The organism is Vogesella oryzagri, assembly GCF_040148885.1.
Lineage (GTDB): Bacteria > Pseudomonadota > Gammaproteobacteria > Burkholderiales > Chromobacteriaceae > Vogesella > Vogesella oryzagri.
This window is the reverse complement of the sequence record NZ_JBEFLD010000001.1, coordinates 374429-400468: the sequence shown is the minus strand read 5'-3', so window position 1 is coordinate 400468 and position 26040 is coordinate 374429. Positions and strand designations below refer to the sequence as shown.

Below are 26040 nucleotides of genomic sequence, written 5' to 3'. Positions count from 1 at the left end.
GATGCGGCCAACAATGCGGTGGATGAGAACAGCAGCGTCGGTACCGTGGTCGGCCTCACCGCCTTCGCCAGCGATGCCGATGCCACCACCAACGCCGTCAGCTACAGCCTGACCGACAGCGCCGGCGGCCGCTTCGCCATCGATGCCAGCACCGGCTTGGTCACCGTCGCCGGCGCCATCGACCGCGAGACCGCCGATCACTACGACATCACCGTGCGCGCCACCAGCGCCGACGGTTCCAGCGCCAACAAAACCTTCACCATCGCTATCAATGACGTCAACGAGTTTACCGTCAGCACCCCGGCCGACAGCGATGCGGCCGACAATGCGGTGAATGAGAACAGTGCCGTCGGTACCGCGGTCGGCCTCACCGCCTTCGCCAGCGATGCCGACGCCACCACCAACGCCGTCAGCTACAGCCTGACCGACAGCGCCGGCGGCCGCTTTGCCATCAACAGCAGCACCGGCCTGGTCACCGTCGCCGGCACACTCGACCGCGAGACCGCCGATCACTACGACATCACCGTGCGTGCCACCAGCGCCGATGGCTCCAGCGCCGATAAAACCTTCACCATCGCTATCAATGACGTCAACGAGTTCGCCGTCAGCACCCCGGCCGACACCGATGCGGCCGACAATGCGGTGAATGAGAACAGTGCCGTCGGTACCGCGGTCGGCCTCACCGCCTTCGCCAGCGATGGCGACGCCACCACCAACGCCGTCAGCTACAGCCTGACCGACAGTGCCGGCGGCCGCTTCGCCATCGATGCCAGCACCGGCCTGGTCACCGTCGCCGGCGCGCTCGACCGCGAGACCGCCGATCACTACGACATCACCGTGCGTGCCACCAGCGCCGATGGCTCCAGTACCGACAAAACCTTCACCATTGCCATCGGCAACGTCAACGACAACCCGGTAGTCGGCCCCAGCGACAGCAATGGCGCGGCCAACCTGGTACTGGAGAATGCCGCCATCGGTACCACGGTCGGTCTGACTGCCTTCGCCAGCGATGCTGATGCCGGTGGCCAAGCCATTACCTACTCGCTGAGCGACAATGCCGGCGGGCGCTTCGCCATCAACAGCAGCACCGGGGTAGTGACAGTGACCGGCGCGCTCGACTACGAAGCCGCCAGCAGCCACAACATCACCGTGCTGGCGACCAGCGCAGACGGTTCCAGTAATAGCCAGACCTTCACCATTGCCGTCGGCAACGTCAACGACAACCCGGTAGTCGGCCCCAGCGACAGCAATGGCGCGGCCAACCTGGTGCTGGAGAATGCCGCCATCGGTACCACGGTCGGTCTGACTGCCTTCGCCAGCGATGCTGATGCCGGTGGCCAAGCCATTACCTACTCGCTGAGCGACAATGCCGGCGGGCGCTTCGCCATCAACAGCAGCACCGGGGTAGTGACAGTGACCGGCGCGCTCGACTACGAAGCCGCCAGCAGCCACAACATCACCGTGCTGGCGACCAGCGCAGACGGTTCCAGTAATAGCCAGACCTTCACCATTGCCGTCGGCAACGTCAACGACAACCCGGTAGTCGGCCCCAGCGACAGCAATGGCGCGGCCAACCTGGTGCTGGAGAATGCCGCCATCGGTACCACGGTCGGTCTGACTGCCTTCGCCAGCGATGCTGATGCCGGTGGCCAAGCCATTACCTACTCGCTGAGCGACAATGCCGGCGGGCGCTTCACCATCAACAGCAGCACCGGCGTGGTGACAGTAGCCGGCGCACTCGACTACGAAACCGCCACCAGCCACAACATCACCGTACTGGCCACCAGTGCCGATGGCTCCAGCAATAGCCAGAGCTTTACTATCAACGTCGGTGACGTCGATGATGCGGTCCCCAGCGTGGCATCGATTACCGGCACGTCCAGCCGCAGCGGCAACACTGGCACCGCCACCTTTACCGTCACCTTTTCGGAGGCGGTGACCGGGGTGACCACCGACGACTTCACGCTGTTCGGTTCCGCCATGACGGCCTCACCACTGCCCACCATTACCGGGGTCAGCGGTTCGGGCACCACTTACACGGTAACGGTTAGCTACGACGGGCGCTCTCCCAGCAACGGGGACCGTGGCAATTCACTGGGGCTGAACCTGAAAAGCGGCACCGATGTGCACGACACCAGTAACAACACCGCCAGCGGCAGCAGCTTTGCCACCGCGCAGGTAACCTCGCTGGCTCCGGCCGGTAGTGCCGGCGAGCCGATCCAGCTAGCGCTAGACGCCCCAGCCGACAGCAGCGGCGATGTACTGATCACACTGAAAGGCGTGCCGGAGGGGTGGCAGATTAATGGTGCCACGCGCAACGCTGATGGCAGTTGGTCGGTGCTCACCGCGCACCCGGAACTGTTGAGCGTCACCACGCCGAGCGATTTTGCCGGCGCGATGCTGCTCGAAGTCGCCATGCAGTGGCAGCGTGCCGACGGCAGCACTGGCAACGCCATGATCTACAACAACCTGGAGGCCTACGCCCCCGGCTCGCCGATCTTCGCCTTGTCCAGCGACGACAACCTCACCGGTTCGTCGGCTGCCGATACCTTCGTGTTTGCCCAGCCGATGGGCAATAACGTGATCTACAGTTTCGATGCCACCAACGACAAGATCGACCTGATCGGTTTTGCCGGCGTGAGTAGCGTTACCGACCTGCAAATCGGCAGCGATGGCACCGGCAATGCAGTGATCAGCATCGGCACCGGCCAGAGCATTACCATTCGCGGCGTGGATGCGGCCAACTTGAGTGCGGCCAACTTCCTGTTCAACCAGGTGCCGGAAATCCACAACGCCGGGGTGATGGCCATTGCCGATGGCGCCATCCTGCCGCTGGGCGGGGTGATGGATAACAGTGGGCGCATCGAGCTGGGTGCGGCAGCTGGCGACGCGCGGCTGGAGGTACTGGTGGAAAGCCTGACCCTGCAAGGTGGCGGCCAGGTGGTGCTATCGGACGACGCACACAACATCGTGTTCGGTGGGGCGGCCAACGCCACGCTGATCAACATGGACAACACCATCAGCGGTGCCGGCCAGCTGGGTGGCGGGCAGATGACGCTGGTGAACCACGCCAGCATCATCGCCGATGGCAGCAATGCGCTACTACTGGACACTGGCAGCAACAGCATCGTCAACAGCGGTCAGCTGCAAGCCAGCGGCAGTGGCGGCATGGTGGTGGCCAGCAGCCTGGAAAACAGCGGCAATCTGTGGGCCAACGACAGCTCGCTGCAACTGCAGCAGGAGGTCAGCGGCCAGGGTAGCGCGCTGATTTCCGGGGCCGGCAGCATCGATTTTGCCGCCGCCGCCGATAGCGATGTCAGCTTTGCCGATGGTGGCAATGGCAGCCTGCTGCTGGGTGATGCGGCCAACTTCAGCGGCCGCATCATCGGCCTGGAAAGCGGCGACCATCTGGATCTTACCGGCCTGGCCTATCAGGACGGGCTACGCCTGGACTATGTCGGTAATGCCTCCGGCACCGGCGGGCTGCTGACCATCAGCAATGGCAGCGACAGCAGCAGCCTGATGCTGATCGGCCACTATCAGGCCGGCGACTTCCAGCTGGGCAGTGATGCCGCCGGGCATACCGTGGTCAATACCAGCCAGGCCGACAGCGGCACCGTGATCGGCACTGCCGGCAACGATACGCTGAGCGGCGGCGACGGCAACGACATTCTGCTGGGCGGCGCCGGCCACAACACGCTGAGCGGCGGCGCCGGCAGCGACACCTTCCTGCTGCTGCGCAGCGACGGCAATGCGCTGGATAGCATCACCGATTTCGACAGCAGTGATGGTGGTGACCAGCTGCACGTCGGCGACCTGCTCACCGGCTACCAGCCGAATGCGGCCAACCAGTTCCTGAGCCTACGCGAGGAAAACGGCAACACCGTGATCAGCATCGACCGCGATGGTGCCGGCAACCAGTACCAGATGCAGGACATGGTGATTCTGCAGGGCAGCACCGGTATCGACATGACGACCCTGTTGAAGCACGTCGACACCAACCCGCTGTAACCGCAGCCCCCCGACACACCCCGCCGCGGCGGGGTGTTTTGCTGCCACTCAGCCCCGTGGCAACACCGGCGTCCAGATCTCGGTCAGCAAATCCTTGGGCGCGGTGCTCTGCGGCGAGTTCAGGTACGCCTCGATGCACGGTGCCGGCGCCAGCTGCCACTCGCTCTGCGGCAGCCACACGCCGTACAGCCATTGATACGCCGCGGCCAACTCGCTGTACGGCCCGCGGTGCGTCAGCACCAGATAATCGCCGGCGGCTATCGTGTCGCGCTGCAGCCCGTCCGGCAGTGGCGCCTCCGCCGGGTAGCTGACACAGGCGGCGGCACGCAGCTCGGCCTCCGGCACGCTTTGCGGGTCGTCGTAGTAGATGCCGAACCAGCGCGCATCGGCGGCCAGCAGGTTCAGGGTGCGCACGTTAAGACTGTCGAACGCCTGGCCGATCTGCATGTAAGACCCGCGATGCGGGCAGCAGAGCACGGCCAGCGGCGTGGCCAGCTGGCGTAATTGCGGTTGGTAATGCATGCGGTTCTCCTCGTGAATGGCGGATTGCAGGAAAGCCATGCGCTGGCGCCGGTAGGCCGCTGGCGGCAAGCCGTAAGCCTGGCGGAATGCCCGGACAAAGGCGGCACTGCTGCCATAGCCCGCGCGGCGCGCCACCTGCAGCAGTACCTGTGGCTGCGGTTGCTGTAATTGCAGCGCGGCGCGTGCCAGCCGTAGCCGTTGCCGCGTTTGCACCACGGTCTCGCCGGTGACGGCGTGATAGAGACGGTGAAAATGGCAGGGCGAAAAATGCGCCAGCTCGGCCAGCACCGCCAGCGGCACGTCGTCATCCGGGTGCTGCCACAGGTACTGCACCACGCGCAGGATGCGGCTGATGTAACGCTTGCTGCTGTTCTGGCTCGTCATGGTTGTCCTCCGGTGCGTAAACTACGGTGCTTCGATTGATCCAGGTTGCGCTTTTTCATGACACCAGCTTACCAGCCCCGCCGCCAGCCACGCAGCGAACAGCTCACGCTCAACCAGCACGCCTACCACATCCTGCGCTGGGGCGACCCGGCCGCGCCGGCACTGTTCATGCTGCATGGCTGGATGGATTGCGCCGCCACCTTCCAGTTTGTGGTCGACCAGCTGGACGAGCGCTGGCAGGTCATCGCCCCGGACTGGCGCGGCTTTGGCGACAGTGCCTGGAACAGCGGCAGCTACTACTCGCCCGACTATCTGGCCGACCTGGACGCGCTGCTGCAGCACTACAGCCCGCACGCTGCGGCCAACGTGGTGGGCCACAGCATGGGGGCGATGGTCAGCGGCCTGTATGCCGGCATCCGCCCGGAACGCGTGGCACGGCTGGCGTTGCTGGAGGGCTTTGGCCTGCCGCCCTCGCGCCCGGCCGAGGCTCCCGGCCGCTACGGCAACTGGCTGAAAGAAAAGCGCCAGCCGCCGGCCTTTGCGCCGCTGGGCGGCATCGAGGAGCTGGCCAGCAAACTACTGGGGCGCAATGCTTTTCTGTCGCCGCCGGCGGCGCGCTTCATGGCTGCCGCGCTTACCCGCTGGCAGGATGGCGCGCTGCAGTACCGTGCCGATCCGCGCCACAAGATGGTGAATCCGGTGCTGTACCGGCTGGAAGAAGCCATGGCCTGCTGGCGCCGTATCAGCGCCCCAGTACTGTGGGTGGTGGCGGAAGAGGCCCTGGCCACGCCGATGGCCCGCGGCATCGCCCCCACGCTGGCCGAGCGCCGCGCCTGCTTTACCGACTTGCAAGAGGTTCACATCGCCCAGGCCGGGCACATGGTGCAATGGGAGCAGCCCGCCGCCGTGGCCAGCGCACTGCAGCACTTCTTTGCTTATGAATAAATGCCATAACCATGGGCTGGCCGCCGACGCCGCCATCCCGTAAAGTTTTCGGCAGCCCGCTTATCCACCCCGCCCGCACCGCCAGCCGGTGCCGCCACTACCGGATCGCCCCATGAGCCGCTTTGCCCGTCACCTGCAGGATGTCACCATCAGCAACCCCTTCCCCGGCCTGCCGCGGCTGGAAGCGATGATCGGCCGCACGATTGTCAGCCGCATCGGCTCCAACGAAAGCATGGCCATCGCGCAGCACACCGTCAGCCAGCTGTGGGGCGAGGCACTGTACGAGCTGGCGCGGCTGTACCCGGACCCGTACGCCGCCGCCGTGCGCGAGCGCGCCACCGCCCTCAATGGCGTGGCTGCGGCCAACGTGGTGGTGGATGCCGGTGCCGACAGCCTGATCGCGCTGTTCCTGCGCGCCCGCGTCAGCCCGGGCGACGTGGTGGTGTGCACCGCTGGCACCTACCCCACCTTCCGCTACTTTGCCGAAGGCGTCGGTGCCCGCATCGTGGAAGTAGCGTATGCGGAAACCGAGGGCGTGCTGCACAACGACCTGCCGGCACTGGCCCGCGCCGCGCGCGAACACGATGCCGCGCTGCTGTATCTGGCCAATCCGGACAACCCTACCGGCACCTTCCAGCAGCAGGACGCCATCCGCACGCTGCAAAGCCAGTTGCCGGCCGACTGCCTGCTGCTGCTGGACGAGGCCTACATCGACTTCTGCGCCGACAGCGAGCGCCAGGGCGTGCTGCCGGGCACGGCGCGGCTGCGCACGCTGTCCAAGGCGCATGGACTGGCCGGGCTGCGCGTCGGCTATGCCATCGCGCCGCAGGAATGGATCGCCAAGACCGACCAGATCCGCACCCAGTTCGCCGTCTCCAGCGTGGCACAAGCCGCTGCGGTGGCGGCATTGGACGATCCGGGCTGCAGCGCGCGGCTGATCGCCGACACCCTGCAGTTGCGCGACGCCTTGGCCGCAGCACTGTTGCAAAACGGGCTACAGCTATTGCCGTCGCACACCAACTTTGTCGCCATCGTCTACCCGGATGCCGACAGTGCACTGGCTAGACAAAAAACCCTGCTGGCCCAAGGGATTGCCGTGCACCGCCCGCCGCACCCATCCATGCAGCATGTGCTGCGCGTGACCGCCCATCCGGATGCCCTGCAAAAAACCGTACTGGAGACCCTGGCCGGGGCATGAAAAGCGCCAGCGCGCTGTTAGAATCGCGGCAGATATTCTATTGAAAGCAGCAGCTAGGCATGAAAGTCCCGCTATTTGACGCTGACACCACGTCGGAACTGGTGCGCAATCTGGTTATCCCGCCACGCCCGGCGATCATGGATCAGTTGATGGCGTTGCGCAGCAACCCGGACATGAGCCTGCTGGACGTGGCCGATGTCATTTCCACCGATATCGGCCTGTCGTCGGCGGTGCTCAAGGCCGCCAACAGCCCGTTTTTCGGCGTGGCACGCACGCTGACCTCCATTCACCAGGCCGTCAGCCTGCTGGGGGTGCGCAATCTGCTGTTCCTGGTACAGGGCCTGCTGCTGCGCCTGACGCTGACCAGCCAGAAGCCTCCCGCCATCGAGCAGTTCTGGGAACGCACCATGCACGAGGCCGCCACCGCGGCGGCACTGTGCCAGCGACTGGGCCGCCCCAGTGAAGAGTGTCAGTCCTTTGCTCTGTTCCGCAGCTGCGGCATTGCGGTGATGCTGATGCGCTACCCCAACTACGAACGCACCCTGCGCCTGATTACCCAGGCGCAAGACAAGCAGATCAGCAAGATCGAGCAGGAATTCCACGGCACCAGCCACGATGTGGTGGGCTACCTGGTTGGCCGCGCCTGGCTGATGCCGGATGACTTCAACCAGGCCATTCTGCTGCAGCACAGCCCCGAGCTGTTCAGTAGCGACAGTGACAACCAGTTGCTGGACCACGAGCACAAGATGATGGTGGCCGTGGCGCGGGCCGCGCAGCACGTGTGGCGTACCAGCACCGATCACCACGGTGATCCGGGCTGGAAGGAGCGCGAAGCAGCGCTGCTGGCCTATCTGGGCATGAGCGAAGTGGAATTTGAAGACTGGGTGGACGAAATGCACGACCGCATCCACCACGCCTGACGCAGCGCGCAGCACCACAAAAAACCGGCCACCACGGCCGGTTTTTTCATGCCCGCATCACGCCGCGGCGTGCGGCCAACCTTGCCACTCAACCGCCGCCCTCGCCCAGCGCCGCGCGCATTTGCTCCAACTCCTGCAGCCGGTCGTGGATGTCGCTCCAGTGGCGGGTATTCACCGCCGCGATCAGCGCGTCGATCAGCATCAGCAGCGGGGTATTGGCATCCCAGCCGGCCGGGCCGGCGGTGTGTGCCGCCAGCGTGTATTTGGCGCAGCGTGACACCGGCGACAGCCACTGGTCGGTAAACAGCACCACCTGCACCTTGCGCTGCGCCGCCATCTCCGCCATGCGCTGGGCGTCCTGCCAGTAACGGCGGATATCGAACACCACCAGCACATCGTGCTTGTCCATGTCCACCAGGTGGTCGGCCCAGCTGGCCGGCAGCGCGCGCAGCTGCGTCACCTGCGAGCGCACCACCTTCAGGTGATGCGCCAGATACGCGGCCAGCGGCTCGGTGAGGCGGCCGCCCAGCAGCCAGATGCGGCGCTTGGGGTCGGCCAGCAGCGCCACCGCGCCATCGAACTCTGCCGCACTGACGTTGGCCGCAGTCTGCTGCATCAGCTCGCTCTGCCGCCGCACGAAACCGGCGAGGAAATCGGTACCCGCCGCCTCGCTGGCGGCTTCGCGCCGTACCAGCGGCGATTGCAGCCGCGCCTCCAGCTCGCCGCGCAGGGCGGCCTGGAACGCGGTGTAGCTGTCGAAACCCAGTTTGCCCACCAGCCGCAACACTGTCGGCCCGCTGACTTCCACCCGCGCCGCCAGTTGGGCAATGGTCTCCAGCCCGGCAACCGGGTAATTGGCCAGCAGCACGCGCGCGATCTTGCGTTCGGTCGGCGTGAGCTTGTCCATTTCGGTGCGCAGCAATTCTGCAACAGAGCGGTTTTGTCCCATATGACATCCTCGTTTCCAGCATTGGCGGTACTTGTCGACAGTTTGGCGGATGCACCGCGAGAGGGCAACGTAATTTTTATTACATTTAACACCTTGCAATTAATTTTTCTAACGTCTACTACTATGCACAGAGGGCACGAAAACCGCCCCGGATGACTGCAAAGAGAGAGGAAATCATGGAACCGCATAACGTAAAGACCGCAGACGATCTGCGCACGCTGATTCAGCAGCGTGACCTGAAGCAGATCAAGGTCGGCTTGTACGATCTGGACGGCGTAATGGCCGGCAAGTATATGTCGCGTGAGAAGTTTCTGTCCGCGCTGGACGGCGGCTTCGGTTTTTGCGATGTGGTATTCGGCTGGGACGTGGGCGACAAACTGTACGACAACACCAAGCTCACCGGCTGGCAGAAAGGCTATGCCGACGCCCAGGTGCGCATCATTCCGGAAAGCTGCCGCGAGCTGCCGCTGGAAGGCAATATGATCCTGCTGCAAGGCGAAGTGACCGGCCGGCTAGAAGGGCTGTGTCCACGCGCCTTGCTGCGCCGCGTGTGCGAACGCGCCGCCGGCATGGGCTTTGACGCCATGGCCGGCATCGAATACGAGTTCCTGGTGGCGGACGAAAGCAACGAGTCGCTGCTGAGCCGCAGCTACCAGGACATCAAGCCGCTGGGCCGCGGCGCCTTCGGCTACTCGGTGCTGCGCAATTCGGTGAACACCGAGTTCTATCACGGCCTGATCCAGCTGTGCGAAGCGATGAACATGCCGCTGGAAGGCTTCCACGAAGAAACCGGCCCCGGCCAGCTGGAAGCCGCGCTGGGGGTGGAAAAAGCGCTGCTGGCCGCCGACAACGCCGCGCTGTTCAAGACCTTCGCCAAGGTAATGGCGCAAAAGCAGGGCCGCACCGCCAGCTTCATGGCCAAGTGGCATCAGGATTACTCTGGTCAGGGCGGCCATATCCATATCTCGCTGAAAAACGCCGCCGGCAACAACGCCTTCTTCGACCCGGCGCAGCCGGGCAACATCAGCCGCACCATGCGCCACTTCATCGGCGGCCTGCAGCAGCTGATGCCGCAGATCGCCTGTCTGGCCGCCCCCACCATCAACAGCTTCCGCCGTCTGGTACCCGGCTACTGGGCGCCGACCACCGCGCTGTGGGGCATCGACAACCGCACCGTGTCGCTGCGCGCCATTCCCGGCAGCAACAAGTCGCAACGAGTGGAATACCGCCTGCCCGGCGCCGACTGCAACCCCTATCTGGCGCTGGCCAGCGCCCTGGCCGCCGGCCTGCACGGCATCGAACACGAGATCGAGCCGGACGAGGCGATCAGCGGCAACGGCTACCTACTGGATGTTCCGCCGGAGCGCCGCCTGCCGCGCTCGCTGTGGGAAGCCGCGCAGACGCTGAAGCAGTCCGCCGTGGCCCGCGACTGGCTGGGCAACGATTTTGTCGACCACTTTGCCGCCACCCGGGAGTGGGAGGAACGCGAGTTCCAGCGCCACGTCACCGATTGGGAATTGAACCGCTACTTCGAGATCATCTGATATGAGCCAGCATTTTTCCGTTATCTCCCCTGTCGATGGCAGCGAACTGCTGCAACGCCCGTACCACGACGCCGCCACGGTGCGCGCCACGCTGGATGCGGCCAACCTTGCCCGCTCCAGCTGGCGTCACACCAGCCTGACCGAACGCAAGCTGATGGTTGGCCGCGCGGTGGACGAACTGGTAGCGCGCAAGGAGCGCATCGCCGAGGCGATTACCCGCCAGATCGGCCGCCCGATCAGCCAGTCACCGGGCGAAGTGCGCGGCCTGGAAGAGCGCGCCCGCACCATGCTCGCACTGGCCGATGAGGGCCTGGCCGACATCCGCCCGACGCCGAAGGAAGGTTTCGACCGTTTTCTGCGTCGCGAGCCGCTGGGCACCGTGCTGGTGCTGGCACCGTGGAACTACCCCTTCCTCACCGCCATCAACACCATCGTGCCGGCGCTGGTGGCCGGCAACACCGTGATCCTGAAGCACTCCAGCCAGACCCCGCTGGTGGCCGAGCTGTTCGACGAGGCGTTCAAGGCCGCCGGGCTGCCGGCCGGGGTGTTCCAGATCCTGCATCTGGAACACGCCGCCACCCTGCAGCTGGTGGCCAGCGACGGCATCGACTTCGTTGCCTTCACCGGCTCGGTGGAAGCCGGCCGCACCGTGCAGCGCGCCGCCGCCGAGCGCTTCATCGGCCTGGGGCTGGAACTGGGCGGCAAGGACCCGGCCTATGTGCGCGAGGATGCCGACCTGCCCGCCGCCATCGAGAACCTGGTGGACGGCGCGTTCTTCAACTCCGGGCAGTCCTGCTGCGGCATCGAGCGCATCTATGTGCACCGCAGCCAGTTCGATGCCTTTGTCGCCGGCTTTGTCGCGCTCACCAAGGGCTATCGCTTCGGCAATCCGCTGGACCCGAACACCAATCTGGGGCCGATGGTGCGCGCCAGCGCCGCCGGCTTCGTGCGCGAACAGATCGCCGAGGCCATCGCCCAGGGTGCCACCGCGCTGATTCCGCCCGGCCACTTTGCCGCCGATGCGCCGGGCACCGCCTACCTGGCACCACAGGTGCTGGTGAACGTGCACCACGGCATGCGGGTGATGAGCGAGGAAAGCTTCGGCCCGGTGATCGGCATCATGGCGGTGGACGGTGACGAGGAAGCGCTACGGCTGATGAACGACAGCCGCTACGGCCTGACTGCCTCGATCTGGACCGCCGACCGCGCCGCCGCCATCCGGCTGGGCGAGCGGCTGGAAACCGGCACCGTGTTCATGAACCGCTGCGATTACCTGGACCCGAGCCTGGCCTGGACCGGGGTGAAAGATACCGGCCGCGGTGTGTCGCTGTCGGTGCTGGGCTACGGCCAGCTCACCCGCATCAAATCCTTCCATCTCAAAGACTGATCATCGTTACTGCTGCGGCCAACGTTGGCCGCAGCTACCGCACAAGGACACGCACCATGCAACTGAAAGGCAACTGGAACTACCCCACCGCCATCCGCTTCGGCGCCGGCCGCGCCAGCGAACTGCCGGCCATGTGCGCCGAGCTGGGCATCAAGCGCCCGCTGCTGGTCACCGACTCCGGGCTGGCCAAGCTGCCGCTGATCGCCCGGCTGCTGGACTACCTGCACAGCGCCGGCCTGGCGGCCAACGTGTTCAGCGACCTGCGCCCCAACCCGGTGGGCCGCGACGTGGATGCTGGCGTCGCCGCCTACCAGGCCGGCGGCCATGATGGCGTGATCGCCGTCGGTGGTGGCAGTGCGCTGGACGTGGGCAAGGCCATCGCGCTGATGGTGGGTCAGGATCGCCCGCTGTGGGACTTCGAAGACGTCGGCGACAACTGGACCCGCGTCAACGTGGCCGGCGTGGCGCCGACCATCGCGGTGCCCACCACCGCCGGCACCGGCTCCGAGGTTGGCCGCGCCTCACTGATCATCGACGAGAACGGCCACCGCAAGGTCATCATCTTCCACCCGTCTATGCTGCCCAAGCTGGTGCTGGCCGATCCGGAGCTGACCTGCGGCCTGCCGCGCCACCTCACCGCCGCCACCGGCATCGATGCCTTCGTACACAACCTGGAAGCCTACTGCTCGCCGTTCTACCACCCGATCGCGCAGGGCGTGGCGCTGGAAGGCATGAAGCTGGTGCACGACTGGCTGGAAGCTGCCTGCGACAACGGCAACAACGTGGAGGCACGCTCGCACATGCTGGCCGCCTCCATCATGGGCGCCACCGCGTTCCAGAAAGGGCTGGGCGGCGTGCATGCGCTGGCGCACCCGATCGGCGCGCACTTCGACACCCATCACGGCCTGGCCAACGCCATCCTGCTGCCCTATGTGCTGGTGAAGAACCGCCCGGCCATCGAGGAGCGCATCACCGCCGCCGCCCGCTACATCGGCCTGGCCGACGCCAGCTTCGACGGCTTCCTGAACTGGATCCTGCAACTGCGCGCCAAGCTGGGTATCGCCCACAGTCTGGCCGAAACCGGCATCAGCAGCGAACACGCGGTGATGATCGGCAACGACGCCAAGCAGGATCCGAGCGACGGCGGCAACCCGCTGCCGCTGTCCGCCGATGACTATGCGGCCATCTTCCGTGCCGCCTGCGAGGGCAAGCTTTATGGCTAAACCTGTGATTGGTCTTACCACCTACCCGCCCGGTCCCGGCCACGGCCACCACACGCCGGAGCTGTACGTGCAAGCGGTGGTGCGTGCCGGCGGCGTGCCGGTGCTGCTGCCGCATGTCGGCGCCGACATGGTGGACGACTGGCTGGCCGGCCTGGACGGCGTGGTGCTGATCGGCGGCGGTGACATCGAGCCGGCACGCTACGACGGCGGCGAACACCCCACCATCTACAACCTCAACCCGGCGCGCGACGACACCGAGCTGGCGCTGACGCGCGCGGTGCTGGCGCGGCAACTGCCGGCACTGGCGATCTGCCGCGGCCTGCAGCTGGTGAACACCGTGCTGGGTGGCAGCCTGCACCTGCACCTGCCGGACGTGGTGGGCGAGGACACCCTGCACCGCGCTCCGCCGCGCGAACCGATACCGCACGCGGTGACGGTACAGCCCGGCAGCTGCCTGGCCGGGTTGCTGGGCGAACACAGCAAGTCGGCATCCTGGCATCACCAGGCCATCGACCAGCTGGGTGAAGGCCTGGTGGCGGTGGCCTGGGCGCCGGACGGGGTGATCGAGGCGGTGGAACAGCCGGACAACCCCAACCTAGTGGCCGTGCAATGGCACCCGGAAATCACCGCGGCGGACGATGCGCGCCAGCAGGCGCTGTTCGACCACCTGGTGCGGCTGGCCAGCAAGGCCGTCTGAGCCCCGCAGCAATACCTTTCAGCCCCCGTCACCCCGCCTGACCGTACCCCGGTACCGCCAGGCGCGGCCCCGGGTTTGCCGCGAGGTTTTGCGGCGGCGCAGTAACAGCTTTATTCGCGACGGCCGTGCTGGGACAGCCACGACCGCCGTACCACGCCTGGTAGCAACCGGCGCAGACCGGACGGGCAAAGCGGCGCAAGCCACCATGCAAGAAGATTGGGATCAAAGGAGAAATTCATGGAGAAGCAAAAGGTCGTGCGAGAGCTGACACCCAGCCTCAAGACCATTCATCTGTGGGGTATCGCTGTTGGTCTGGTGATCTCCGGGGAATACTTTGGCTGGAGTTACGGCTGGGCCAGCGCCGGTACGCTGGGTTTTCTGGTGACCTCGCTGCTGATTGCCACGATGTACACCACGTTCATCTTCAGTTACACCGAGCTGACCACATCCATCCCGCATGCCGGCGGCCCGTTTGCCTATGCCCGCCGCGCCTTCGGCCCCACCGGTGGCTTTATCGCCGGCGCCGCCACACTGATCGAGTTCGTATTCGCGCCACCAGCCATCGCGCTGGCCATCGGCGCCTACCTGAACGTGCAGTTTCCGGGACTGGACCCGAAAGTCGCCGCCGTCGGCGCCTATCTGGTGTTCATGACGCTGAACATTCTGGGCGTGCAGCTGGCGGCCAACTTCGAGCTGTTCGTCACCGTGCTGGCGATTGGCGAGCTGCTGGTGTTCATGGGGGTGGTAACGCCGGGCTTCTCGCTGGCCAACTTCAGCGCCAACGGCTGGGCCGGCGGCAGCGAGCTGAACCACACCGCGGTACTGGGCATTCTGGCCGCCATTCCGTTCGCCATCTGGTTCTTCCTGGCGATTGAAGGCGCCGCCATGGCGGCGGAAGAAGCGGAAGATCCGCGCCGCACCATCCCGAAAGCCTATATCGGCGGCATTCTCACCCTGGTGGTACTGGCCATCGGTGTGATGCTGTTTGCCGGCGGCGTGGGCGACTGGCGCAAACTGGCCAACATCAACGACCCGTTGCCGCAGGCGATGAAGGCGGTGGTGGGCGACAACAGCGGCTGGATGCACATGCTGGTGTGGATCGGCCTGTTCGGCCTGATCGCCAGCTTCCACGGCATCATCATGGGCTACTCGCGGCAGATCTTCGCGCTGGCCCGCGCCGGCTTCATGCCCGCCATCTTTGCCCGCGTGCATCCGCGCTTCAAGACCCCGCATCTGGCCACCCTGCTGGGCGGCGCCATCGGCATCATCGCCATCTTCAGCGATGAGTGGATCAGCTTCGGCGGCCAGACGCTGACCGCCAACATCATCACCATGTCGGTGTTCGGCGCGCTGGTGATGTACATCATGTCCATGCTCAGCCTGTTCCGCCTGCGTCGTTGCGAAACCCGGCTGGAGCGCCCGTTCCGCGCGCCGTTCTACCCGCTGTTCCCGGCCATTGCGCTAGGTATCGCCGTACTGTCGCTGGTGACCATGGCCTGGCTCAACCAGCTGGTGTTCGCGGTGTTCGTCGCCGCCATGCTGACCGGCTATGCCTACTTCCTGAGCACCAAGGACCAGCGTGATGCGGCACCGGAAGACGACATGCTGGAAAGCCGCCCCGAAACCGGCGCCGGGCTGCGTGCGTCGATGGCTCCGGGCCAGGACTGAGTCCACAGTTAGCCGTACCAAACAACAAGGGCCGCGCAAGCGGCCCTTGTTGTTGGCGGCCACGCCGCCGCAGCTAGCTCAGTGACGCTGCTGTTCGTCGCGCACGGCCTCGATCACATCCATGCCGAACAGCTCGTTCACTTCGTCCTCGTCAAACACGTAACGTTGGCCGCAATACTCGCAGCCCACTTCGATGGAGCCCTGCTCCAGTACCACTTCGGCCACTTCCTGGCCACCCAGCAGCTTGAGCATGTCGCCGACGCGCTCTTCGCTGCAGTTGCAGGCGAAACTCACTTCTTCCGGCTCGAACACGCGCACCTGCTCTTCGTGGTACAGGCGGTGCAGAATGTCGTGCGCATCCAGGCCCAGCAATTCGTCCGGGCGCAGGGTGTCGGCCAGCACGGTCAGGTGCTGCCACGCTTCCGGGTCGCCATGGCCGTCCGGCAGGCGCTGCAACAGCAGACCGGCGGCGGTTTGGTCATCACAGGCCAGGATCAGGCGGCTGTCCAGCTGCTCGGAGCGTTCCATATAGTGCTGCAGCATGGCGGCGATGCTGTCGCCTTCCAGCGCCACGATACCCTGCCATGGTTCGCCATCCTTCGGCTCCAGCGTCAGCACGCAGGTGCCGCCTTCGCCCAGCAGCTCGGCCAGCGGCGCGTCATGGATGTGGGCGTCGTAACGGGCGGTGGCGCGCACGGTACGCTCGTTGGTGCACTCGGCCACGGCCAGGCGCAGTGCGCCCTTGCCATGCAGCTGCATGATCAGCGTGCCGTCGAACTTGAGGTTGGCCGCCAAGAGCGCGCTGGCGGCCAGCATCTGGCCCAGCACCTTGCGAATGGCCGGCGGGTAATCGTGACGGGCCAGCACCTGCTGCCAGGCGCCGTCCATGCGCACCAGCGCACCGCGTACCGGTGCGCCGTCGAACAGGAAGCGTTGCAGATTGTCGTGTTGGCTCATGAATGCTTGTCCTTGTCGGTAGAGATGGAATAAAGCGTCAACGGCAGCGAGGAGCTGGCATCGAACTCGCAGGCGGCCTTCACCGCCCGCTCGGCAATTTCCGCTGCCGTCAGCGGGCTGTCGTACAGCACCTGCATCGCGCCCATGGCGAACTTGCGGCCGGAGCCGATCGCCCAGTAGCGGGCAAACTGGTACACCTCGCGCATCGGGAACACCCCGAAGATGCCGTGGGCGTTGGCCACCAGCACCATCATCTGGCTGGATTCGTACGGGTCTTCCTCGTCCTCTTCCGGCCGCAGGAAGAAATGGTCCTTCAGCTTGGGATGGATCTTGCGGAAGGTCTCGAACAGGCCGGCGCGGCTGGACAGGTCGCGCGACTTCATGCCCTTCAGCGCCGACTGCAGCACCAGGTCGTGCGCGGCGGAGCCGGCGATGGCCAGGTAGTTGTCGCCGATGCGGAAGATCTTGTCGTGGAACACGTCGTAGCCGGCCAAGAGCTTGTGCTCGTCGCTGAACGTGGTCTGGGTATCGGCCGCAATGGCGACCTGGCCGTCCTTGCAGACAACGACGATGGTGGTCATGACAGACTCCGGTTGGGCGGGCAAACGCCATAGATAGGGGCGCGGCAGCAAACTGCAAGTGCGCCACTGTCGACATTATCGCCCGCCCCCGTCGTGCGGCCAACCTTGGCCGCTGGCGCACTTCGTGAAAAAATGGCGGTATTGACACCCGCCACGGTAATTCCCATGTGCCAATTACTGGGCATGAACTGCAATACGCCCACCGACATCCTGTTTTCCTTTGAAGGCTTCCATCGCCGCGGCGGTCTCACCGACCACCACGCTGATGGCTGGGGCATCGCCTTTTTCGAAGGACGCGGCGTGCGGCTGTTTCTGGACGACAAGCCGGCCATCGACTCGCCGGTGGCCAGCCTGGTGCGCCAGTATTCGATCAAGTCGAAGAACGTGATCGCCCACATCCGCAAGGCCACCCAGGGCGAAGTCAACCTGACCAACTGCCACCCGTTCCAGCGCGAGCTGTGGGGGCAGTACTGGATCTTCGCCCACAACGGCAACCTGCTGGATTTTGCGCCGCCGCAGGGCAGCCATTACCAGCCGGTCGGCAGCACCGATTCCGAGCGCGCCTTCTGCTACCTGCTGGAAACGCTGCGCCAGCGCTGGCGCCAGCCGCCGGCGCGCGAGGCGCTGTTTGCGGCGGTAGAAACGTTGGCCGCAGAGCTGCGCAGCCACGGCGTGTGCAATTTCATGCTGTCCAATGGCGAGTGGCTGTTCGTGCACTGCTCCACCAAGCTGCATTACATCGTGCGCCAGGCGCCGTTCCCTACAGCCCACCTGGTCGACGACGACGTGACCGTGGATTTTTCCACCGTCACCACGCCGCAGGATCGCGTCGCCATCATCGCCACCGTACCGCTGACCGACAACGAGTACTGGACGCCGCTACAGGATGGCGAGCTGATCCTGTTCGCCGACGGCCTGCCGCTGCAGCACAGCATCAGCTCCCCGCCCACCCGCATCGATGCCGCCAGCTGCGGCAGCGCCTGCGGCGCGGAAGCTGCAACGAAAGCTGATCCAGCGCAAAACTGACCGCATCCGCCACCGCCGACATGGCGGTGGCGGCAGGCTGCCGTTTATGCTGCAAGGGTGTCCCGTCCGGAGTGCCCGCATGTCCCGTTTCGACTTCTCCCATCCGCCGTTTACCCACCTGAGCAATGCCGAGCGGCAAACGCTGGAAAACGCCGCCGACATCGTGTTCTTCGACGACGAGGAACTGATCCTGTCCCCGAGCAAGCCGGTGGATGCGCTGTACGTGGTGATCAAGGGCGTGGTGCGCGAAATGGCCGACGATGAAGTGATCGCCGTCTATCACCAGCGCGACACCTTCGATGCCCGCTCCATGGTGGCCGGCCACACCAGCACCCGCTTCGTGGTGCACGAAGAAGCGCTGGTGTTCGCGCTACCGCGCGACACGGTGCTGGCGCTGACCGACAGCAACCCCAGTTTCGGCGCCTTTTTCTTTGCCAGCATCTCGCAGAAATTCGGCGCCATGGCGCGCGAATCCGGCAATCGCGAATTGCAGACCCTGCTCACCGCCACCGTGCGCGATGCCTGCTCGCGGCTGCCGGTATTTGCCGAGGGCAGCGACAGCATTCTGGATGCGGCGCGGCTGATGAAGCAGCGCAAGAGCAAATCGATCCTGGTGCGCCACGGCGAGCGGCTGGGCATGTTCACCACCACCGATTTTCGCGACATCATCCTGACCGCCACGCCGTCCTCCGCCCCGCTGCACCAGGTCTGCCACTTCGACCTGATCACCGTGGATATCGACGATTTTCTGTTCAACGCGCTGCTGACCATGACCCAGCGCAATATCCGCCGCCTGGTGGTGATGGAGCGCGGCGAACCGGCGGGCATTCTGGCGCAGGTGGATATCCTGTCCTATTTCTCCAACCACTCGCACCTGATCGCGCAGCGGCTGGACCGCGCCGAATCGCTGGACGAGCTGGCCGCCATTGCCGAGCAGATCACCCGGCTGGTGAGCATCCTGTCCAGCCACGGTGTGAAGGCGCCGCAGCTGGGGCGGCTGGTGCAGGCGCTGAATGCGCGGCTGTTCGAGCGCGCCTGGCAGCTGATCGCCCCGGCCGAGCTGGTGGCCAACAGCTGCCTGCTGGTGATGGGCTCGGAAGGCCGCGGCGAGCAGATCCTGAAGACCGATCAGGACAACGCGCTGCTGATCCGCGACGGCTTCGACCACCCCGCCATTCGCGGCGCCTGCCAGACCTTCAGCGATACCCTGGCGCGCTTTGGCTACCCGCCCTGCCCCGGCGGCATCATGGTGCGCAACCCGGACTGGTGTCGGCACGAACAGGCGATGCGCGATCAGCTGTATCGCTGGGTGCTGACGCCGGACGGCGATGCGCTGATGAACCTGGCCATCTTCATCGATGCCGAGGCGGTGGCCGGCGACCAAAGCCTGCTGACGCAGTGTCGCCAGTATCTGAACAGCCTGCTGTCGGACGATGAAAGCTTCTACGCCCGCTTCGCCCGCGCCATCGAGCAATTCGACACCCCGCTGGGCTTCTTCGCCCAGTTGCTGACCAAGGAGAAAGACGGCGCCGCCACACTGGACATCAAGAAAGGCGGCATCTTTCCCATCGTGCATGGCATCCGCGCGCTGGCATTGCGGCATGGCATCGGCGCCAGCAATACCTTCGAACGGCTGCAGCTGCTGGCCGAGCGCGGCCTGCTGGAGCGTGAGCTGGCCAACGACGTCGGCGAGGCGCTGTCCTTCCTGCTGGGGCTGCGCCTGAGCCACGGCTTGGCCGAACTGGCCGACGGCCGCAGCGCCAGCAACCTGATCCGCCCGGAACGGCTGTCCACGCTGGAGCGTGACCTGCTGAAAGACGCGCTGGCGCTGGTGAAACGCTTCAAGGGCTATCTGCGCCACCACTTCCGCCTGGGAGCCATCGCATGATCCCGGTGCTGAAACGGCAGCTGGCGCGCTGGCGGCTGAAAGATCCGGCCTTTGCCTACCTGCTGGACGCAGACGACAGCGAGGTGGTGAGCGTGGACTGCGAAACCACCAGCCTGAACGTGCGCGAGGCCGAACTGCTGTCCATCGGCGCGGTGAAAATCCGCGGCCAACGTATTCTCAGCAGCGAGTCGTTCTACGTGCTGGTGAAACCGGAGCGCCGCCCGGAGGCCGGCAGCGTGAAGATTCACGGCCTGCGCCCGCGCGATGTCTCCGACGGGCTGTCGCCGCGCGAGGCAGTGGCTCAGCTGCTGGCTTTTATCCAAGGGCGGCCGCTGGTCGGCTACTACCTGGAATACGACGTGGCGGTGCTGAACAAGTACGTGCGCGAGCTGGCCGGCATCGGTCTGCCCAACCGCCAGATCGAAGTCTCCGGCCGTTTTTACGATTACAAGATCCGCCAGCAGCCGGACAGCAATGTGGATCTGCGCATGGCCACGCTGATCGACGAACTGGGAGTGCCGGCGCTGCCGCGCCACGATGCGCTGAACGATGCCATCACCGCCGGCATGATGTATCTGGCACTGAAAAAGCGCGGCTTCGGCTAGCCGCTCTTGTCGGCACACGGCGACGGCGGCCAACGTTGGCCGCCATGCCTGCCAGTCACTGCACAGACATGAAAAAAGGAGGGCCGTTGCCCTCCTTCAACATTGCCGGCCAGTCGCGGTACCGGCAATGGCACAAACGGTTCAGTAGCCGAGCGACTCGTGACGGGTCTGCACCAGCTTGCCGGCAGACAGCGACATAAGCAGCAGCGCGATGCGCTCGTGCATGATCACGGTGTGGCTGTTGCCGGCAAACTGCATGAAACGCCGCAGGTCTTCACGCACTTTGCGCGAGCCGGTCAGGTCGATGATGATGTCCACCCGCTCGCCCTGCTCGGCCAGCTCAATGAAGTTGTCCGTCACCGGAATGCCATGCGCCTGGACCAGCGCCACACCCGGCAGCGCCAGGTTAAGCTCGGCCACCCCCACCAGTTCGACAAAGTCCGAAGCCAGCAGCTGCTTCAGCAGTGGAGTAGCAGTCTCGCCCGCCCCCACCATCGCCACGCGAATTTTTTCCATCTCGACCCCAACTCGTGCTCATGCACTAAGCATTTGGAAGCCGGCATTTTAGCGAGCGCGCCTTGCGGCCAACTTGCGCCAGATCAATTGCCCACAAACGCCCGCAGCTCGTCGCGGCGCGGCATGCCGGCCTGCGCGCCCAGGCGGGTGACCGACAAGGCACCGGCGGCGGCGGCATAACGCATGGCCGCCTCCACGCCCAGTGGCAGGAAGGTCGCCAGCGCACCGTTGAAGGTGTCGCCGGCACCGGTGCTGTCCACCGCCTCCACCGCGAAACCCGGCTGGTGATACAGCGTGCCATCGGCCCGCGCATGCCAGGCGCCGTTCTTGCCATGGGTCATCACCACCTTGCCCGGCAACAGCGGCAGCAAGCTGGCCATGTCCGCCCCCGGGCAGCCCAGCACCGTCGCCAGCTCATGTTCATTCGGCGTCAACAGTGCGACCTGTTGCAGCAGGGTCGCCGGCAGCACTTGCGCCGGCGCCGGGTTAAGGATCACCGGCACGCCATGGCGGGCGGCGCTTGTCAGCACCGCCGCCACCGTGGCCAGCGGGATCTCCAGCTGGGTGAGGATCACGTCCGCCCCCGCCAGCAACGCGTCGGCGGCGGCAATATCCGCCGGTAGCAGCGCATGGTTGGCGCCCGGCACTACCACGATGCTGTTTTCGCCGCCGCTGACGGTAATCAGCGCCACGCCGGTGGCGACATCGGTGCGGCCAACGTGCCGGGTGTCGATGCCTTCTTGCTGCAGCCCCACAAGCAGCTGCTCGCCAAACGCATCGCGGCCAACCTTGCCCACCATGCTGACGTTGGCCCCCAACCGGCTGGCAGCCACTGCCTGGTTGGCGCCCTTGCCGCCGGGCACGGTCAGGAAGCGTTCACCGCTGAGGGTTTCGCCCGGCGCCGGGAAGCGATCGGTCACCACCACCAAATCCATATTGATGCTGCCTACCACTACAACTTTGGTCATTACTGCCTGCTCCACCGGTATCGTGCGGTCAAAAAAAAGGCGGCGGCGATTATCTGGCAGCCCCGGCAATTACTCAAGCTGGCCCCACAGACAGCAGAAAGCCGCCTTGCGGCGGCTGGCAACCCGTTGCCGGGTGGGTCAATGCAGGGCCTGGCGGGTAAGGAAGCGCAGGTAGCCCACGCTTTCTATCCAGTAGGCGCCATCCGCCAGCGGTGTGGCGTCTTCCAGATCGGCCACGGTCAGCACCAGCTCGGCACCGTCCAACTGCGCCTCCAGCGCCACATCGTCATCTTCGGCGTAGTCTTCGGAGGCAAACATGAATTCCGGTTTGATCAGCTGGTTGTTGATCTGGATGTAATCGGACTGGTTGAGCAACTGCAGGATGTTCATGATACGCCCTCCAATTGCGGCCAGCCGGCTGACCGCGGGTCAGTTTCACCCTGTATGCACCGGCCGGCTGCCGGCACATCTTACCTGTTCACCACCCGTTGATTCTCCCTCTGTATGCTAGACCCAGCCGCGCTCGGCCAGCGATTCGGCACGCGTGCCGGTCACCACAAAATGATCCAGTAACCGGATATCGACCAGCAACAACGCCTGCTTGAGCGTGGCGGTCAGTGCCCGGTCGGCGGCCGATGGCTCGGCCACGCCGGAAGGATGATTATGCGCCACGATCACGGCACTGGCATTGTGCTGTAGCGCCCGGCGCACCACTTCCCGCGGGTAGACCCGCGTTTCGGTCAGGGTGCCACGCGATACTTCTTCGACTGCCAGTACGCGGTTTTGTGCCGTCAGAAACAGCACCATGAACACCTCCACGTCCTGACTGCCGATCGCCAGCCGCAGGTAATGGCGCACGGCATCCGGGCTGTCCAGCACATCGCCCAGCTGCATATCCTCTGCCAGCAGGCGCCGCGCCAGCTCTTTTACCGCGGCAAACTGCGCATACTTGGCCGGCCCCATGCCGGCGCAGCGGCTGATGTCCTCCTCGCCGGCGGCCAGCAACTTGCCCAGACTGCCAAAACGCTGCAGTAGCTGGCGCGCCATGTCCACCGCCGACAAACCACGCACCCCGGTGCGCAGGAAGATGGCCAGCAACTCGGCATCCGACAGTATCTGCGGACCACGCTGCAGCAGCTTCTCGCGTGGGCGTTCTGCTTCCGGCCAGTGCGTGATGGACATCGCAAGCTCCTAAGTTTGGCTATAGCATGGTTTTTACCAGATTATTAATGACAAATCACTATTCGATAATTGGGACCTTCCGCAGCGCAGCACTGGCGCTTCCGCTACAATTGCTGCCGTGATGAAACCGCAGCATTCCGAGACTGGCATGGCGCAAAAAAACATTCTTCTGGGCATTACCGGTGGCGTGGCCGCTTACAAGGCCGCCGAATTGACACGGCTGCTGGTAAAGGTGGGCCACCGCGTGGAAGTGGTGATGAGCGAAAGCGCCACCCGCTTTGTGACGCCACTGACTTTCCAGGCGCTATCCGGCCATGCGGTGTACCACGACGTGTGGGACAGCCGGCCGGATAACGCAATGGCGCACATCGAAATGTCGCGCCGCGCCGACGTATTCGTGATCGTGCCGGCCACTGCCGACTGCATTTTCAAACTGGCGCACGGCGCCTGCGACGACCTGATCTCCACCATGGCGGCGGCACGCACCTGCCCGCTGATCGTGGTGCCAGCGATGAACCGCCAGATGTGGGACAACCCGCCCAATCAGCGCAACATCGCCCAACTGCACGCCGATGGCGTGACGGTATGGGGGCCGGCGCATGGCGTGCAAGCCTGCGGCGAAACCGGCCCGGGGCGCATGCTGGAGCCGGAGGAAGTCTTCGAATTGCTGCAAGGCTTTTTCGATGCCAAAGTACTGGCCGGCAAGAAAGTGCTGCTGACCGCCGGCCCGACTTTCGAGCCGATCGACGCCGTGCGCGGCATCACCAATATCAGCTCCGGCAAGATGGGCTACGCGCTAGCGCGCGCCTGCCGTGACGCCGGTGCCGAGGTCACCCTGGTGTCCGGCCCGACCGCCCTGTCCGCCCCGGTGGACGTACGTCTGCTGCCGGTGCAAAGCGCCCAGGAGATGTACCAGGCGGTGCTGGCCGAGGTTGGCCGCAGCGATGTGTTCATCAGCGTGGCGGCAGTGGCGGACTACCGGGTGAAGAACCGCAGCGAACACAAGCTGAAAAAAGGCGATGCCGTGCCGGTGATCGAGCTGGAAGAAAATCCGGACATCCTTGCCACCGTGGCCGGCCTGCCGGCGGCGCCGTTCTGCGTCGGCTTTGCGGCCGAAAGCCAGAACCTGCTGGACTTTGCCGAACAGAAGCGCAAGCGCAAAAAGGTGCCGCTGCTGGTGGCCAATCTGGCACAGCAGGCGATGGGCGCCGATCAGAATGAAGTGATCCTGCTGGACGACCATGGCCAGCACCCGCTGCCGGCCATGTCCAAGGACGACGTTGGCCGCGCCATCGTTGTCCATCTGGCCAAGTGCCTTAACCGTTAACCCGATATTTTTAGCAGATGAAACCCGTACTCGACGTCAAGATTCTCGATTCCCGCCTGCACGACTGCCTGCCGGCCTATGCTACCAGCGGCTCTGCCGGCCTCGACCTGCGTGCTGCCATCGATGGCGACATGCTGATTGAACCCGGCCAGACCACGCTAGTCCCAACCGGCATGGCCATCCACCTGGCAGACCCGTCACTGGCGGCAATGATCCTGCCGCGCTCCGGCCTGGGCCACAAGCACGGCATCGTGCTGGGCAACCTGGTGGGACTGATCGATTCCGACTACCAGGGCCAGCTGATGGTCTCGGTGTGGAACCGTGGCGACACCGCCTTCAAGCTCAGCCCGCTGGAGCGCATTGCCCAGATGATCATCGTGCCGGTAGTACAGGTGGCCTTGAACATTGTCGAAGACTTCGATGCCTCCGAGCGCGGTGCCGGCGGCTTTGGCAGCACCGGCCGCGGCTGAGCGGCAGATAGCTCGGAAAGGTGACATGAACGACAGCACGGCCAACCCCAGCATCGCCCATCTGGTTCAGCAGATGGCGAAAATGAGCGCGCAGCGTGAGCAACGTGAGCTGGAGCGCAGCCTGCTGGAACTGGTCGGCGTGCTGCTGCCTGCGCATCGCATCCGCTTTTACAGCCTGCGCGGCAACGACCAGGAGCTGGAGGTGCGCCTGCTGCACCTGCTGGACAAGGCGGGCGGCTATCACAAGGTCAGCCCGCGCGTCTGGCAGCAGCCGGACGCCATCATGCGCCAGGCCATTCTGCACAGCGATGACGACCCGGCGCCGTGGTACCAGGACAAGCAGACCTGGCAGGTGATCCGCCAGCGCAATCGCCGCATGGCCTTGCTGGTGGTTGAGGGCGCCGTGCTGGGTGAGCAGGAACTGGGCTTTCTGGCGGCCATCGTGCTGATCCACGAAAACTACCTGCGCCTGCTGTACGACGCCGAGCGCGACATGCTGACCGGGCTGCTGAACCGGCGTACCTTTGACAGCCGGCTGTATGAATTGCTGTCGATGCCCGGCGCGCAGTACACGCTGGCGCTGCTGGACATCGACCACTTCAAGCAGATCAACGACCGCTACGGTCATATCGTCGGCGACGAAGTGCTACTGCGCATGTCGCAGCTGATGGCCGATACGCTGGGCCAGGAAGGCCGGCTGTACCGCTACGGTGGCGAAGAGTTTGCCGCCGTGCTCAGGCCCAGCGCCCGCAGCGTCGAACAGCTGCTGGAGCAGCTGCGGCAGCAGATTGCCGACACTGTGTTTCCACAGGTCGGCAAGGTGACGATCAGCATCGGCCATGTGCGCATCGAGCGCCAACCCCTGCCGGCCAACGTGGTGGAACAGGCCGACAAGGCGCTGTATCACGCCAAGGAGCACGGCCGCAACCAGGTGGTGGACTACGCGTTACTGCAACAGCAGGGGCTGGTACAGGGCGATAGTTGGCCGCAAGGCGATATCGAGCTGTTCTGAATCGCACGCCCGTTGCCATGAAAAAAGCCCCGCCGAAGCGGGGCTTTTTATTGCCGTCAG

Annotated in this window: 23 protein-coding genes; 15 read left to right on the top strand and 8 right to left on the bottom strand. The window is 65.0% G+C overall.

From position 1 onward, the window contains the following. A partial coding sequence (locus tag ABNW52_RS01985) for a beta strand repeat-containing protein (RefSeq protein ID WP_349583282.1) occupies nt 1–4011 on the top strand: 4011 nt, incomplete at its 5' end. A gap of 48 nt (nt 4012–4059) precedes the next feature. Here ABNW52_RS01985 and ABNW52_RS01980 read toward each other — a convergent pair. Next, on the bottom strand, nt 4060–4917 hold the full coding sequence (locus ABNW52_RS01980) for an AraC family transcriptional regulator (RefSeq protein ID WP_349583279.1): 858 nt from the start codon (nt 4915–4917) through the stop codon (nt 4060–4062). Between the two features lie 57 nt (nt 4918–4974). Between ABNW52_RS01980 and ABNW52_RS01975 the strand changes: the two genes are divergently transcribed. The 3 genes from ABNW52_RS01975 (at nt 4975) to ABNW52_RS01965 (ending at nt 7980) form a co-directional block, all read left to right on the top strand. Next, nucleotides 4975–5862, top strand: a complete 888-nt coding sequence (locus ABNW52_RS01975; protein ID WP_349583277.1) for an alpha/beta fold hydrolase — start codon at nt 4975–4977, stop codon at nt 5860–5862. Nucleotides 5863–5974: 112 nt separating this feature from the next. After that, nucleotides 5975–7060, top strand: coding sequence for an aminotransferase class I/II-fold pyridoxal phosphate-dependent enzyme (locus ABNW52_RS01970; RefSeq protein WP_349583275.1), 1086 nt, complete (start codon nt 5975–5977; stop codon nt 7058–7060). 59 nt (nt 7061–7119) lie between these two features. After that, nucleotides 7120–7980 carry an HDOD domain-containing protein gene (locus ABNW52_RS01965; protein WP_349583272.1) on the top strand — a complete coding sequence of 287 codons (861 nt, stop codon included), beginning with the start codon at nt 7120–7122 and terminating at the stop codon, nt 7978–7980. Nucleotides 7981–8068: 88 nt separating this feature from the next. Here the strand turns inward: ABNW52_RS01965 and ABNW52_RS01960 are convergent, their stop codons facing one another. Further along, nucleotides 8069–8929, bottom strand: a complete 861-nt coding sequence (locus ABNW52_RS01960) for a MurR/RpiR family transcriptional regulator (RefSeq protein ID WP_349583270.1) — start codon at nt 8927–8929, stop codon at nt 8069–8071. 176 nt (nt 8930–9105) lie between these two features. Between ABNW52_RS01960 and ABNW52_RS01955 the strand changes: the two genes are divergently transcribed. The 5 genes from ABNW52_RS01955 (at nt 9106) to eat (ending at nt 15448) form a co-directional block, all read left to right on the top strand. Then, nucleotides 9106–10473 carry a glutamine synthetase family protein gene (locus ABNW52_RS01955; RefSeq protein WP_349583267.1) on the top strand — a complete coding sequence of 456 codons (1368 nt, stop codon included), beginning with the start codon at nt 9106–9108 and terminating at the stop codon, nt 10471–10473. A gap of 1 nt (nt 10474) precedes the next feature. Then, the gene (locus tag ABNW52_RS01950) at nt 10475–11860 is read left to right on the top strand and encodes an aldehyde dehydrogenase family protein (protein WP_349583264.1); all 1386 of its coding nucleotides are present in this window, start codon (nt 10475–10477) and stop codon (nt 11858–11860) included. Nucleotides 11861–11916: 56 nt separating this feature from the next. Further along, a complete protein-coding gene (locus ABNW52_RS01945) occupies nt 11917–13083 on the top strand; it encodes an iron-containing alcohol dehydrogenase (protein ID WP_349583261.1) in 1167 nt (388 codons plus the stop codon). Then, nucleotides 13076–13780: a gamma-glutamyl-gamma-aminobutyrate hydrolase family protein gene (locus tag ABNW52_RS01940; RefSeq protein ID WP_349583258.1), complete on the top strand. Its 705-nt coding sequence runs from the start codon at nt 13076–13078 to the stop codon at nt 13778–13780. The genes ABNW52_RS01945 and ABNW52_RS01940 overlap by 8 nt, the downstream gene beginning before the upstream one ends. A gap of 237 nt (nt 13781–14017) precedes the next feature. Next, a complete protein-coding gene (gene eat / locus ABNW52_RS01935; protein ID WP_349583255.1) occupies nt 14018–15448 on the top strand; it encodes an ethanolamine permease in 1431 nt (476 codons plus the stop codon). 78 nt (nt 15449–15526) lie between these two features. On the opposite strand, the gene hslO is transcribed toward eat, so the two are convergent. Both hslO and ABNW52_RS01925 read right to left on the bottom strand, forming a co-directional pair. Beyond that, complete coding sequence (gene hslO, locus ABNW52_RS01930; protein ID WP_349583253.1) at nt 15527–16405, bottom strand: Hsp33 family molecular chaperone HslO; 879 nt, start codon at nt 16403–16405, stop codon at nt 15527–15529. Continuing rightward, on the bottom strand, nt 16402–16986 hold the full coding sequence (locus tag ABNW52_RS01925; protein ID WP_349583250.1) for an Ntn hydrolase family protein: 585 nt from the start codon (nt 16984–16986) through the stop codon (nt 16402–16404). Before ABNW52_RS01925 ends, hslO begins: the two co-directional genes overlap by 4 nt. Nucleotides 16987–17151: 165 nt before the next feature. Between ABNW52_RS01925 and ABNW52_RS01920 the strand changes: the two genes are divergently transcribed. From ABNW52_RS01920 to ABNW52_RS01910, 3 genes are all read left to right on the top strand, one after another. Next, complete coding sequence (locus tag ABNW52_RS01920) at nt 17152–18012, top strand: class II glutamine amidotransferase (RefSeq protein WP_349583247.1); 861 nt, start codon at nt 17152–17154, stop codon at nt 18010–18012. A 79-nt stretch (nt 18013–18091) separates the two neighbouring features. Further along, on the top strand, nt 18092–19900 hold the full coding sequence (locus ABNW52_RS01915; RefSeq protein WP_349583245.1) for a putative nucleotidyltransferase substrate binding domain-containing protein: 1809 nt from the start codon (nt 18092–18094) through the stop codon (nt 19898–19900). Beyond that, nucleotides 19897–20505 (top strand): 3'-5' exonuclease, encoded by a 609-nt coding sequence (locus ABNW52_RS01910; RefSeq protein ID WP_349583242.1) that lies wholly within the window; start codon nt 19897–19899, stop codon nt 20503–20505. Before ABNW52_RS01915 ends, ABNW52_RS01910 begins: the two co-directional genes overlap by 4 nt. 141 nt (nt 20506–20646) lie before the next feature. On the opposite strand, the gene ABNW52_RS01905 is transcribed toward ABNW52_RS01910, so the two are convergent. From ABNW52_RS01905 to radC, 4 genes are all read right to left on the bottom strand, one after another. Next, complete coding sequence (locus ABNW52_RS01905) at nt 20647–21021, bottom strand: Gfo/Idh/MocA family oxidoreductase (RefSeq protein WP_349583239.1); 375 nt, start codon at nt 21019–21021, stop codon at nt 20647–20649. Between the two features lie 83 nt (nt 21022–21104). After that, a complete protein-coding gene (gene rbsK, locus ABNW52_RS01900; RefSeq protein WP_349583237.1) occupies nt 21105–21989 on the bottom strand; it encodes a ribokinase in 885 nt (294 codons plus the stop codon). Between the two features lie 138 nt (nt 21990–22127). Further along, nucleotides 22128–22379, bottom strand: a complete 252-nt coding sequence (locus tag ABNW52_RS01895; protein WP_349583234.1) for a hypothetical protein — start codon at nt 22377–22379, stop codon at nt 22128–22130. Nucleotides 22380–22496: 117 nt separating this feature from the next. Continuing rightward, nucleotides 22497–23171 (bottom strand): RadC family protein, encoded by a 675-nt coding sequence (gene radC, locus ABNW52_RS01890; RefSeq protein WP_349583232.1) that lies wholly within the window; start codon nt 23169–23171, stop codon nt 22497–22499. A gap of 148 nt (nt 23172–23319) precedes the next feature. Here radC and coaBC point away from each other — a divergent pair, with 148 nt between their 5' ends. Genes coaBC through ABNW52_RS01875 form a run of 3 tightly spaced genes read left to right on the top strand, consistent with a single transcriptional unit; the run spans nt 23320 to nt 25980 of the window. Beyond that, entirely contained in the window at nt 23320–24498 is a 1179-nt protein-coding gene (gene coaBC, locus ABNW52_RS01885) for a bifunctional phosphopantothenoylcysteine decarboxylase/phosphopantothenate--cysteine ligase CoaBC (protein WP_349583229.1), read from the top strand. Between the two features lie 17 nt (nt 24499–24515). Next, nucleotides 24516–24968: a dUTP diphosphatase gene (gene dut, locus ABNW52_RS01880; protein WP_349583226.1), complete on the top strand. Its 453-nt coding sequence runs from the start codon at nt 24516–24518 to the stop codon at nt 24966–24968. 25 nt (nt 24969–24993) lie between these two features. Continuing rightward, nucleotides 24994–25980, top strand: coding sequence for a GGDEF domain-containing protein (locus ABNW52_RS01875; RefSeq protein ID WP_349583224.1), 987 nt, complete (start codon nt 24994–24996; stop codon nt 25978–25980). Nucleotides 25981–26040 lie beyond the last annotated feature (60 nt).